Below are 12,944 nucleotides of genomic sequence, written 5' to 3'. Positions count from 1 at the left end.
TACATTCACATACTTTTATTACGTTTGTAAATAAAAAAAAGATTCAAAATATCGAATCTTTTTTTAAAACATTTACTTATTATTTTTTCAGAAACATTTGTTTCGCCAACCAAGCACAGCCGATGACACCTGCGTCATTACCCAGTTCAGCGATTTTGAAGGTCGTTGATCCGAAGACCCGCGGCAAAGCAAATCGCTTAAATGTCTCTTGTAATGGAGCCATCAGCGCCTCGCCTGCTTTTGAAACGCCGCCGCCAATGACGATGATTTCAGGATTAAAGCTGTTGGCTAAATTCGAAATGGCGAGTCCAAGGTGGAACGTTACTTCTTCCACGACCTCGTTCGCTACCGTATCCCCTTGCGAATACGCTTCAAACACATCTTTTGCCGTAACCGCTTTGATGTCGTTCAAAGAAGTGACATGTCCTTTTCGTTTTTCAAGACCAAGCCGGGCGACACCTGTTGCGGAAGCAATCGTTTCCAAACACCCTTTACGACCGCAACCACACATGACACCACCTTCCGGCAACATTGTGATATGACCGATTTCACCGGCCATACCGACTGTACCGTGAACGATTTGACCGTTTGTGATCAATCCGCCTCCGACCCCGGTTCCGAGTGTAACGGCAAGCAGTTCTGTCGCTCCGCTTCCGGCCCCTTTCCACATCTCACCGATTGCTGCTGCGTTCGCGTCATTCTCGATCACTGCCGGTAATCCGGTTAAACGCTCGAATTCTCCGACGAGTTCGAAATTGTTCCAACCGATATTGACCGCTTTTTCGACGACACCCGTGTTAAAGTCGATGAATCCCGGTGCCCCGATTCCGGCTCCAACAAAATCTTTAACGCGTTTATTGCTTTGCTGGCATTTTTCAAAGAAAGAATGGGCGATGTCTCCCGGAATTTGTTCCCCATCATTTAAGATAACCGTTTCGATTTCCCATTTTTCCACGATAATTCCTTGTAAGTCTAAAATCGCCATCTTGACCGTCGTTCCGCCGATATCTACACCCAGTAACCACTTCATCGTCATAACTCCCTTATGATAAAAGATTCTTCCCTTTTATTTTAGCTGATTCATTCACCTGTGCAAAGGGTTGCACAATATTTTCATGATTTTCTCGATTGTTGCAACTCGTATGCCAAAATCACTTTTGCAGAATCATATTGTTTTTTCTCCAGTACACCCGCCTGCTCCAGCTCATCGAGTTCCAGCATCATCATCGCAATGTCCGATTCCCGGTCACCGAGATAAACGATTGTCCCGTATGATTTGAGCAATTGCTGGACGTCATAAAGTGTTTTCATCGTTCATCGGCTCCTTTACAAATGCGTCCAGTAAATCGTAGGTCGCTTGAAGTGACGTTTCATGTGTCCGCTCATAAGAATGACTCGATTCAATTCCAGGACCGAGTAAACCGTGTCGGACATCATGTCCGGCATGAACCGCTGCTGAAGCATCCGAGCTGTAATACGGATAGATATCCACTTTGTACGGAATCGAATGCTGTTGCGCTAAACGTGTGAACTGGTGACGTAAGGCAAGATCGTACGGACCTGAACCATCTTTTGCACAAATCGAAACCGTGTACTCATCCGAATGTTGTCCTTCTCCGAGTGCTCCCATATCGACTGCGATATATTCGGCGACATCTTCAGAAAAACCGGCATTACCTCCAAATCCAACTTCTTCATAGTTCGAAATCAGAATATGGACAGGATGTGGCAGCGTCAGGGTTTTCCATTTTTTGACGAGCTCCAGTAATAAAGCGACGGACGCTTTGTCATCAAGATGACGTGATTTGACGAATCCTGTCTCCGTATGGACGAATCGCGGATCGAACGTCACGATATCCCCTACTTCAATTCCGGAAACCCGCGTTTCTTCTGCCGTCGTCGAACGGATGTCAAGACGGACCTCGATATTCGTCGCGCTCCGCTCTTCCGTATTTGTCACACGTGACGTGTGGACGCTTGAATGATGGAACACGATCGTTCCGGAAACCGTCTGTCCGTCCATCTTGTGAACTAAACAGTTTTCCCCCTCAATTGCTGTCCAGGCATAGCCGCCGAGCTGCGAAAGACTGAGGCGCCCGGTCGGTAAGATTTCTTTTACCATTGCTCCTAGCGTATCGACATGCGCCGTTAACAGCCGGATTCGCACCGACTCGCCCGGCAACATCGCAAGCAATGCCCCTTTTTCTAATTTTTTATATGAAATACCTTCTTCTTTGAACCGGTTTTCTACATATGTAAGTGCGTGAGCGGTGAATCCGGTCGGACTAGGAATCTCCACTAAGTCACGAATCGTCTGAACAACTGCCTGCATCTGTTCCACTCCTTTTCAAATGTTTTTTCCCTCTCTATGATACCAAAAGATGGAACAGGCGGATACTGATTCACCGCTTCAGCCGTCTGCCCTGTCAATAAAAAAAGTCGTAGAGTCAATGTAAATTGACTCTACGACTTTTCATACGTCTACGCATAGACGACAATCCGTCTTTCCATCAGACGTATTTCTTCATCCAAATATCATCCCGGTACGTCCCATCTTCCAATTTAACGGAATCCGGATCTTCCGCGTATACTTCGAATCCAAGTGATTCATACAGACTTTGCGCTGCCTCGTTACCGGAAAGTACCGCCAAAATGACTTGTTCGACATCAGGAAGTTGTTTTGCTTCTTCAATCAAAGCTTCCATCAAAGCACGACCCGTTCCGCCACGATAATCCGGTGAAACATATACGCCGGAAATCATCGCTTTATGCGACTCCCGTGATAATTCGAACGATTTGACCTGTCCGAACCCGAATAATTTTTCACCGTCAAATATTCCGAGCCATATTTCATCAGAATCCGGACCGCCTTCCAGTCCTTCTTGAACATCCTGAATCGGTGTTTGTTGTTCATCATCAAACGAATGACCAAACGCATCTGGATGATTTTTTAATCCTTCCAGTCGAAGACTCCAATACTGTTCTGCATCTTCTTTCGTTAACTTCCGAAATGTATACATGACTGTCTTTCTCCCCTTTATCAGAATTAGTCGAGAATACTCTCACCTCTAATTGTCTCAGGCGAAGCCCAGCGTAGGTGGGAGATGAATCGCCTTCGGGCAAGGCGTGTCTTACGACACGTCAATTGCCCGACACGTTCTCGGTTTGAAAACACTTAAAACCAGGAATAAATAATATGTCGTGTTCTTTAAAAACTGAAGGTATAAGGTTGTGACAGGAAGTTCGTCTGTCACGTAAAATCTTCAACGTTCACCTTGCGGATGACTGAAGTAGCGAAAACCAAGCAGAGTAGGCGTCCGCACAAAAGAAACTGGCAAGATTAAGATCCAACCGTCGGGACGACGGGGTTAGCCTGATAAATTTCCGACCAATAGGTTGGATAACTCAGGAATCCTTCACCTCTTAGCATAGCGTAGATGGAGATAGTTCAAGCGTTTTTACTATTGAATGCGATGCCATCAAAAACTCTTCTATCCTTTACATAACCTTTTTCTAGTAAAATAAAACCTAGTTTAATCGAGATTCTTCCATACAAAAAGATCAGTCCTTTTTGTATGGCTAAAATGGACTGATCTTTTCATTTCAGGCAGATCGAAAGCAACGGATGGAGCATTTGCCTTCCACTCAGCGAAGGACAGGTTCCATCGTTTGCCGTAACACTTCTGCTGAGTGATGGAATTTTTTCAATTCTTCTTCCGTTAAAGAAACTTCAATGATTTCCCGGACCCCTTGCCGGTTGATGATTGCCGGGACGCCGATATGAATCCCGGAAATTCCATACTGACCGTCGACGTGCGCACCGACCGTCAAAAGACAGTTCTCATTTCCAAGAATCGCCCGGACGATTCGAACGAGTCCAAGTCCGATTGCATAATACGTCGCACCTTTTCGTTCGATGATATGATAGGCTGCATCGCGGACATTGATATAAATCTGATCAAGATCCGCTTGCGAGTATCGGTCATCTTCCGCTAACAATTCATCAATCGTTTTACCATAGATCCGGGAGTTGCTCCAGGCTGCAAATTCGGTGTCCCCGTGCTCACCGAGAATATACGCATGGGCATTACGGGAATCGATGTGGAAGTATTCACCGAGCATTTGGCGTAAACGTGCCGTATCCAGAACCGTTCCTGAGCCAAAGACACGGGATTTCGGAAGACCGGAATATTTCCAAGCTAAGTGGGACATGATGTCAACCGGATTAGAGGCAACAACGATGATGCCATCAAAACCGGACTCCATGATTTGACGCACCATTTCTTTCATGATTAACGCATTTTTAGCAACAAGATCGAGTCGGGTTTCACCCGGTTTTTGTGGCGCGCCTGCTGTGATGACGATCACTTCCGCTTCTTTGCAGTCTGAATAATCCCCTGCCCAGATCCGCATCGGAGAAGAGCTGAATGGTGTTCCGTGATTTAAATCCATCGCTTCACCTTCCGCTTTGGCTTTATTTACGTCGATGATAACCAATTCTTCACACAATCCTGCCGTTGACATCTGATAAGCAAAGCTTGAACCGACAGCCCCCGCCCCAATTAACGCTACACGTGTCACTTTCGCATGTAATTCCATCCTTTATATCCACCTTTCTGATAGGTAATTTAAAAGTTTGTTAACTACCTCACAATTAGATTGTAACATCTTTCACAAAGTTTAGGAATTAATGAAATCGTTCACATCTTGTCTAAATTGTGTCAATAATATCCTAACATAAGGAAAAGTGACATCTTCCATTTCAACTTACCACATTTGATGCCCTATAAAACCAATCATTCCGGCTAACGTACTCGATAAAAAGTTGACGGCGTCATTCCCGAGCCATTTCCACCCTTTTAAATAAAGGGTCGGTTGGTTGTGGTGCCGGCGTTTCTCCGTTTCTTCCGAACAGACGACACACCGGAATTTCCGCTGGACCGTCCCCCCGAATACGGTATCAAGTAGACTACCTATGATGCCGCCTGCTGCGATCAATAGCCACGTCCCCGTTGGTAAATCAAACAACAGGTCTCCCGCTGTCGCAATAAATAGGGCGCCGACGATCGTTGCCGATGTCCCAAGAAACGAAACGGCACCGCTCGTCCCGGCCGGTACACGCCGTCCCGTAAACAGGAAAGGATCTTTTTTTGATAACGGACCGATTTCAGAAGCCCATGTGTCCGCATTGGATGCTGCAAGGACAACCAAAAATAAGACGAGAAACGACGTGTGTTCTGTCCAACTGAATCCTATGGAAGCTAATGCTGCGATGCCTCCATTTGCAAGAACCTGCCAGCCGTCACGCGGTCCATCTTTTTCGACAATTTGATCCACTGATTGTTTTCTTCGTTTCCCGAGTTTCGATAACAAACTGGAACTGCCAAAAAAGAGCATTAACATGACAAGTCCGGGGTATCCGAAACCCGCAAGGACAAGCGAACCGACGACCACCGTAAAGAGACTGCCGCTGACGGTCAATAGACGAAACCGGTAACCGATATATCCGAGCAGCAAACAAAATACGACACCGTATATTACCGACATACGATGACCTTAGACTCGGTTACGATTTTTTGGACCGGTTGATCAAACGGTTCCACCTCAAAATCAGAAACGAGCTGACAGTCAAACGTAACCGCTACCGTATGCCCCGGGTAGTCAGTTAATGCCCGGTCATAAAAACCGCCGCCCCATCCGATGCGGTATCCTGCACGTGTGAAAGCCCGTCCAGGAACAAGACAAAGATCGACTGAACGCAAAGATTGCTCGTTCGCCTGGTCATCCGGTTCACGAATACCCATCTTCGTTTCAATTAACGGACTGTTCGGTACGTATTCAAAAAATTTCATTTCCTGTTGTATGACTTTCGGAATGACTACCTGTTTTCCGAGTTGCCAGGCTTTTAAAATAATCGGATCCGTCGCACATTCATTACGAAACGACAGTGTGACAGCAATCGATTGAGCATTTTTCCACTCCGGTAATTCAAATAACTGATCATAAATCTGCTGTTGCTTTTGTTCCCGGTTTTCCAACCGGTTTAACTGATCGGTGATCCATCGCCGGATTTCCTGCTTTTCCATTCTGCCAATCCCCCTTATTCAACAAAAAAGCCATCACACAAGGTGACGGCTTCCATCTCAATTATTTTACTTCACGGTGAAGTGTGTGCTTACGGAGACGTGGGTTGTATTTCTTCAACTCAAGACGCTCTGGGTTGTTACGCTTGTTCTTCTTAGTGATATAAGTACGGTCACCAGTTTCAGTGCAAGCCAAAGTAATTTTAACGCGCATGGGATTCCCTCCTATCTAGCTCTCGATGTATCAAGTATTTTTGCTTTACATAAGGTTAAGCATACTCAAGTATCGTACCAAGAAAGGAAGTGAATTGCAACTGTTCATCCGTTCTTTTTTGGATTCATTATATGCTGGTATGGATTTTCAAGGTCCACCTGGAATGTACGCAGTTCTTTTGCGACATGATAATCCTGTTCGATCCCGTTTCTCGCTTCTTCTCGTTCGAGATAAATGACGTCCGAATGACGTAATGCTTCGCCTTCCAGTCGTTTGATTGCTACGACCAGTCCGCCTGTTCCTGACGGAGAACGTTCGCTTTCCAAGTCATACACGTTGCTTACAAGTGGCAATCCGTTCATTTCCGCAAACGATTGGGCTGCTGAAGCCGTCTCCATATTAAAGTTATGGACAAGACGGAACTCGACGATTTTATTCAACGCCTGCGCTTGACGCAAGACTGCCAAATTTAAGCCGGCCAATTGATTATACGTCTGAACGAGCGGTAGACCACTAACTTCGACAGAATAGACATGGATACCATCCTCATGTCGATAGCCCGTCGCGCCTGATGTGATGACGTACACATTTTCACCGGATGCAGCTAATCGTTTTGCGTATTCTGCAACCGGACGATTCGGATCATCATATTGAGTGGTCACAAGTAAAACGGCCTCACTGTTCCATGATGCTTCCCGTTGAACCGCCACGTAGTAATCGTGCGGCGTCAAGAAGACATCCGGTTCAATGTCTGTATCGGCGAGGAACGGGTATTCTGCATACCGTTCTTCCAACCAATCCAGTGTCAGTTCTTGTGCATCAAGGCGGCGTTCCGTCTCTTCAAAACGTTTGATGTGTTCACGGAAGCGGTTCGCTGCATACTGTGCTGTCGTCTGTCCGTCAAGAATAAACGGCCAGTCACTCGAAACGGCAAGCAGATACTCCCGAATCAATTGGCGTTTGGCTTTCACCGTCAGCTCATCTTGATGACGATTACGGGCAACGACACCTGCCAACCGTTTTTCAAGTTGATGCAGGTGACGGATCATCCAATCATTCCGCTCATTGATCCAGACGTCGGCATAACCTTTACGTCCCCATGTTCCCATGGCAATGTGAACCGTTTCAATATCCTGGAAGTGACGTTCTAAGAACATCGCCGGAGAAATCGACTCGATGCCGTAGTCTTCGAATCGTTCCATCGTTTTTCCGAGGAAGTCCGGCCCCTCGAACCACCAATGTCCGAATAACTCGGCATCGAATGGTGCCGTGACGAGGAACGGCAGGAAATCTTGTCCGCTCTGCTCATCTAAATGGTTCGCAAGTGCTTCCGCAAAATCGTTCGCATGGACATCCGTCCGTTTCCAGGCCCAATCACGGACATAATATTCTTTTTGGTCCGACTCGCCCGTTACCCGGTGAAGTTTTAAGCCCGTGTCGTAACGGAGTCCTTCCGGATGCATGAATTCAGCAATTTGATCCCATTCCCGGTCATAGGCGAGATCACGATAAAACTCACGGTAATCCGGGTGTCCCGGATAACCGATGACTGAACTCCAGATCCGGCCCGAGATGATTTGATCACGCGGGAATAAAGCGACACCATGCGGCGAATAAACCGGTGCTCCGATACCGTGTTTCGGCGTAGGATCGGCATTCAGGATCGAATGTTCGTCAACGAACGTGTAACGGATACCTTCTTCGTACATGATTTTATCAAGACCCGGCGTATATGCACATTCCGGCATCCATAGACCGGTCGGACGATAACCGTAATGGCGTTCAAAACAGTTTAACCCTGTCTGAATTTCAGAACGTGCCGCTTGTTCCGACAGCATGTGCGGACTGAATCCGTGTGTCGCGGTACAAGTCATCAATTCGAGATAACCTTGTTTCTTGTAATGGCGGAAAGCATGGTTTAAGTTACGCCCCCAGTGCTCGAACGTCACTTTTAAATCATGATAGCGTTCTTTGTAAAAGAGTAAGGCATCACGTTCCTCGTTCACCAACTCGCGTTGTAACTCCTGTTCAATCAATCGTAACGTATCGTCCAGATGCTCCACATAACGATCTTGAATGAGCGAGTCTGCCAACATCTCGATAACTGGTGGAGAGATACTGATCGTCCAGCCAAGCGGACGCTCCAAGCGGTCAATTTCCCATAGTAATGGAATATATGTTTCTGAAATGGCTTCGTACATCCATCTCTCTTCTAGACGATGGGCTTCCTGATGTCGGATGTATGGTAAATGGGCATGTAAAACAAGTGAAAAATAACCTTTGCGCATGTCTGTTCTTCCTCTCCTTCTGCTGTCTATCTATTTTCTTCAGCGAATCCGATCAAAATAGGAGTATGGACGTAATACTTCCACCCATTCCGGCTGCTCGACTTCTCCATACTGCCAGCGCGCGACGACTTCTGAAAAACGTCCGTCTACGACAGGCTCGTCACGTGGTGTCTCGACCGGTTTTGACCGGAGAACAGGAAGAAAATCACCGTCGATTGTTTGAATGCCCCATTCGATGATGTATGTAGTATTTGGCATCAACGGACGGACAAACCATGTATTCGTCATTTCCGGCAGTTCAAATTGATAAGAACGGTTGACTTCACCTTTTTCATAATCCCGCAACGTCACATCAATGATGCGCATTTCTTTCCGGAACGAGTCGAATGATGCATGGTAATGTGTCTCAAGCATCTTTCGGGACAATTCAGACAATTCCCAGTAGACATAGACCGCTGTCGGAGATTGGACGATTGCATGGATGATGTCATCTTCATAATGAGTCGCCATTCCAAACGCATCCCGCTCTAATGAAGGGACAGCTGTTAATGCAGGTACGATTTCATTTTGTTTCGGAGCACTCACGGTTACGCCTGCCTTCTTCTTTTTAGGTTTAGCGACCGGACTCGACTCTGTTGAAACTGCTTTATTTTCCGTTAATGACTTCCGGTATTTACTCCAGGCATATTTGACCTTACCTTCTGTCGATTCGATCTTTTCCGCAATTTGTTTGATTGTTAGTCCTTGTTCTTTTAATTTTATGATTTTTTCAAGCATTACCTATCACCTCTTTCTCTTTATTCACTTCTTTCTTATTCTACAAACTTGTTTCAAAATCCTTTACAAAAAAAGTAGGCCGAGGATTTCCCTCCAGCCTACTGTACTTAGCTATTTAAATCATAGTGCTTTCCTTTTGCCATGTAAATCAAATGCTCGCCGACGTTCGTTAAATGGTCACCCATCCGTTCGATGTACCGGCAAATATTCGTAAATTGCATGATTTCATCAACGACAACCGGTTGCAGGGACATATGCCGCATATATTGCCGCAATGCTTTGTACGTCGTGTCATCAATGATGTTATCGAGATCGGACAGGGCTTTTGCTTTTTCGATGTCACCGTCACGGTAGGCGACAATCGCGGTTTCCGTCATGTCGAGTAACGTTTCAAACGCTTCTTTTAATAACGAGATGTCAATGACGTAAGGGAACGTCTCGACACGCAAGACGGCTTTAGAAATGTTACCCGCGTAATCCGCGATTCGCTCCAAGTCGCTCGCGATTTTCATTGCTGTGACCAACCGTCGTAAATCGGTGGCGACCGGCTGTTGTTTCGCAATCAGTAAAATTGCATCATCGTTGATCTCCAGTTCGAGTGCATCGAGTTCATTATCATTTTCGATGACTTTAAGCGCAATCTCACGATCATATTTTTCGAGGGCTTCTGCCGTCGTTGCGATCTGTTGCATTGTCTTTCGGGCCAATAAAAATACTTTTTGATCAAGTACTGCCAGGTTTTCTCCAAAAATCGTCCGGTTCGCTGCCATTGAAAAGTTCCTCCTTGTTATCCGAATCGTCCTGAAATATAGTCTTCTGTCCGTTTGTCACTCGGATTTGAGAAAATACGATCCGTTTGGTCAAATTCAACGACTTCACCGTTCAAGAAGAATGCTGTTTTATCCGAGACACGTGCTGCTTGTTGCATATTATGCGTCACAATGATGATTGAATAATCTTTTTTCAATTCCTGTACCAATTCTTCGACTTTCAACGTTGAGATCGGATCAAGTGCAGATGTCGGCTCATCCATCAAGATGACATCGGGTTCGATTGCCAGGCAACGGGCGATACAGAGACGTTGTTGTTGTCCGCCTGACAGTCCATAGGCGTTTTCGTTCAAGCGGTCTTTGACCTCATCCCAAATCGCTGCCCCGCGTAAACTGCGTTCAACAATCTCATCCAGGATTTTTTTATTTTTGACACCGTGGACACGCGGTCCGTATGCGATGTTGTCATAAATCGATTTTGGGAACGGGTTTGGTTGCTGGAAGACCATTCCGACCGATGTCCGCAATTCTTCGACTTCGTAATCCTTATCAAAGATATTACGGCCGTGGTATTCGATGACACCGTTCGTCCGTACGATCGGAACGAGTTCGACCATTCGGTTCAACGTTTTGATGAACGTCGATTTCCCGCATCCTGACGGTCCGATGATGGCCGTCACTTCATTTTGTTTAATGTCCAGATTAACATCTTTCAAAGCATGATCATCACCGTACCATAGGTTCAAATCATTGACACGGTATACACTTTGTCGCGCAGCTACTGGTTGATTCATTGTTTTTGCCCCTTCTTTGGCTGGTTTTGTCGTCAGCTTCGTATCCATCATCTGTGTTCCTCCTTCATGATTCAGAACGTAATTCGTTATATAGGTGTGATTAGTATCGTTTTGAAAAACGGTTGCGGATCCAAATCGCCAGTGAATTCATCGTCAAGAGGATGACCATCAGGATGATGATTCCGGCAGCAGCCAGACCTTGGAAGTCAGCTTGCGGACGGCTTGTCCAGTTGTAGATTTGAATCGGTAACGCTGTAAACTCTGAGAAAATCCCTTCCGGTGCACGGGCGATGAAGATGGCAGCTCCGACCATGATGAGTGGTGCCGTTTCTCCGATGGCACGCGAGACGGCAAGGATGATTCCCGTGATGACGCCCGGAAGCGACGCCGGTAAAACGACTTTAAACGTCGTTTGCCATTTCGAGGCTCCGAGGGCGAGTGACGCATGACGCATCGCTTGCGGCACCGCACGAATTGCTTCTTGCGATGAAACGATGACGACCGGCAAGCTCATCAGCGCAAGCGTTAATGCTCCGGCGATCAACGTCGAGCCGAAGCCCATGTTCCGGACAAAAAAGGTTAAGCCGAGTAATCCGAAAACAATCGACGGAACACCCGCCAAGTTTGAGATATTGACTTCGATGAACGATGTCATGCGGCCTTTTTTCGCATATTCTTCCAAATAAATCGCTGCTCCGACACCCAAGATGAAAATCATCGGAATGATCAGGAGCATTAGGAAAATCGATCCCATCAGCGCAGGATAGATTCCGGCACGATCCGGCCGGCGGGATGGTGCATTTTGTAGGAAGTCGAGTGATAACCAGGCCGCTCCGTCACGAATGACACCAAAGAGCAGAATACCAAGTACGACTAAACCGAATAACAGTCCAATTAAGAATACGACTTTCGTGACATTGTTTACGACAAGACGCTGGCTGATTGATTTTTTCACAGCAGCAGGATCAATAAACTTTTTCTGTACAGGTTGTTTTTCTGGTAAGGCCATCTTAGTACTCCTCTCTGAAACGACGCGTGATCCAGTTCGCGAGTAAGTTCATCAATAGAGTAAAGACGAACAACAACGTACCGACAGCGTAGATACTGTAATATTCAATCGTGCCATAACCGGCGTCACCGAGTGCAACTTGAACGATATAAGCCGTCATCGTCTGTACCGGCTCTAACGGATTTACTGCAGCCGTTGGGTTTGATCCACCTGCAATCGTCACGATCATCGTTTCACCGATTGCACGGGACATACCGAGAACGATTGAGGCAATGATTCCGGAAAGTGCTGCCGGAACTACGACTTTTAAAGCAACTTCGAGACGTGTGGAACCGAGTGCAAGCGCACCGTCACGAATTTTTTTCGGAACAGAACTCATTGCATCCTCTGAAATCGACGCAATCATCGGGATGATCATGATTCCGACAACGATTCCCGGACTTAATGCGTTATAAATCGCAAGACCCGGAATAAGTTTTACGAGTAACGGTGTGACAAACGTCAAGGCGAAGAATCCGAAAACGATTGTCGGAACGCCTGCTAAGACTTCAAGAATCGGTTTAAGAACACGACGGGCGCGTTCTGATGCATACTCACTCAAATAAATCGCAGAAGTGAGTCCGATCGGCACGGCAACTAGCATCGCAATCACGGTAATTTCAAGTGTTCCGACGACAAGCGGCCAAATTCCGTACTCCGGTTGAGAGTTCAGCGGGTACCAGCTTGTGCTGCCGAAGAATTCTTTAAACGAAACAACTTCAAAGAAGTGTTCTGTTTCAATAACTAACGTGAGAATGATGCCGATGGTCGTAACGACGGATACGAACGCACAGAGAAACAATACGATCGGCATAATACGTTCCATGATGTTTTTCATACTAAATTTTTGTTGTCGGTTCTTTTGGATCAGCTCGCGAACCGATTTGTTTGATGATGGATTCACCCTTCTTCGCTCCCTACTTCATCATACCTACATAAGAACGTGGCCCCAAAAAAGGGAGATTCCCCT

General features: G+C 46.3%; 14 protein-coding genes. All 14 read right to left on the bottom strand.

Annotated elements, in window-relative coordinates; all coding sequences use genetic code 11:
• Positions 1-79: 79 nt before the first annotated feature.
• Positions 80-1,030: an ROK family glucokinase gene (locus ABIC15_RS05460; protein WP_354019946.1), complete on the bottom strand. Its 951-nt coding sequence runs from the start codon at positions 1,028-1,030 to the stop codon at positions 80-82.
• A gap of 83 nt (positions 1,031-1,113) precedes the next feature.
• Positions 1,114-1,311: a YqgQ family protein gene (locus ABIC15_RS05455; protein WP_012369777.1), complete on the bottom strand. Its 198-nt coding sequence runs from the start codon at positions 1,309-1,311 to the stop codon at positions 1,114-1,116.
• On the bottom strand, positions 1,295-2,332 hold the full coding sequence (locus ABIC15_RS05450) for a M42 family metallopeptidase (RefSeq protein ID WP_354019944.1): 1,038 nt from the start codon (positions 2,330-2,332) through the stop codon (positions 1,295-1,297). The genes ABIC15_RS05455 and ABIC15_RS05450 overlap by 17 nt, the downstream gene beginning before the upstream one ends.
• A gap of 178 nt (positions 2,333-2,510) precedes the next feature.
• Positions 2,511-3,020, bottom strand: a complete 510-nt coding sequence (locus ABIC15_RS05445; protein ID WP_012369775.1) for a GNAT family N-acetyltransferase — start codon at positions 3,018-3,020, stop codon at positions 2,511-2,513.
• Between the two features lie 625 nt (positions 3,021-3,645).
• A complete protein-coding gene (locus ABIC15_RS05440; RefSeq protein WP_012369774.1) occupies positions 3,646-4,599 on the bottom strand; it encodes an L-lactate dehydrogenase in 954 nt (317 codons plus the stop codon).
• A 168-nt stretch (positions 4,600-4,767) separates the two neighbouring features.
• Positions 4,768-5,547, bottom strand: a complete 780-nt coding sequence (locus ABIC15_RS05435; RefSeq protein ID WP_354019943.1) for a DUF92 domain-containing protein — start codon at positions 5,545-5,547, stop codon at positions 4,768-4,770.
• A complete protein-coding gene (locus ABIC15_RS05430) occupies positions 5,538-6,086 on the bottom strand; it encodes a 5-formyltetrahydrofolate cyclo-ligase (protein WP_012369772.1) in 549 nt (182 codons plus the stop codon). The genes ABIC15_RS05435 and ABIC15_RS05430 overlap by 10 nt, the downstream gene beginning before the upstream one ends.
• A 61-nt stretch (positions 6,087-6,147) precedes the next feature.
• Positions 6,148-6,297 (bottom strand): 50S ribosomal protein L33, encoded by a 150-nt coding sequence (gene rpmG, locus ABIC15_RS05425; RefSeq protein ID WP_012369771.1) that lies wholly within the window; start codon positions 6,295-6,297, stop codon positions 6,148-6,150.
• A gap of 104 nt (positions 6,298-6,401) precedes the next feature.
• A complete protein-coding gene (locus tag ABIC15_RS05420) occupies positions 6,402-8,585 on the bottom strand; it encodes a glycoside hydrolase family 57 protein (protein WP_354019941.1) in 2,184 nt (727 codons plus the stop codon).
• A gap of 39 nt (positions 8,586-8,624) precedes the next feature.
• On the bottom strand, positions 8,625-9,362 hold the full coding sequence (locus ABIC15_RS05415) for a DUF4912 domain-containing protein (RefSeq protein ID WP_012369769.1): 738 nt from the start codon (positions 9,360-9,362) through the stop codon (positions 8,625-8,627).
• Between the two features lie 107 nt (positions 9,363-9,469).
• A complete protein-coding gene (gene phoU / locus ABIC15_RS05410; RefSeq protein ID WP_012369768.1) occupies positions 9,470-10,132 on the bottom strand; it encodes a phosphate signaling complex protein PhoU in 663 nt (220 codons plus the stop codon).
• 17 nt (positions 10,133-10,149) lie between these two features.
• Positions 10,150-10,926: a phosphate ABC transporter ATP-binding protein PstB gene (gene pstB / locus ABIC15_RS05405; protein ID WP_051524104.1), complete on the bottom strand. Its 777-nt coding sequence runs from the start codon at positions 10,924-10,926 to the stop codon at positions 10,150-10,152.
• A gap of 100 nt (positions 10,927-11,026) precedes the next feature.
• On the bottom strand, positions 11,027-11,935 hold the full coding sequence (gene pstA, locus ABIC15_RS05400; protein ID WP_012369766.1) for a phosphate ABC transporter permease PstA: 909 nt from the start codon (positions 11,933-11,935) through the stop codon (positions 11,027-11,029).
• 1 nt (position 11,936) lies between these two features.
• On the bottom strand, positions 11,937-12,878 hold the full coding sequence (gene pstC, locus ABIC15_RS05395; RefSeq protein ID WP_012369765.1) for a phosphate ABC transporter permease subunit PstC: 942 nt from the start codon (positions 12,876-12,878) through the stop codon (positions 11,937-11,939).
• Positions 12,879-12,944 lie beyond the last annotated feature (66 nt).

Origin of the sequence: Exiguobacterium sp. PvP048 (assembly GCF_040549175.1) — a bacterium.
In the GTDB taxonomy this organism is placed as follows: domain Bacteria; phylum Bacillota; class Bacilli; order Exiguobacteriales; family Exiguobacteriaceae; genus Exiguobacterium_A; species Exiguobacterium_A artemiae.
This window is presented reverse-complemented; position numbering and strand designations above follow the sequence as displayed.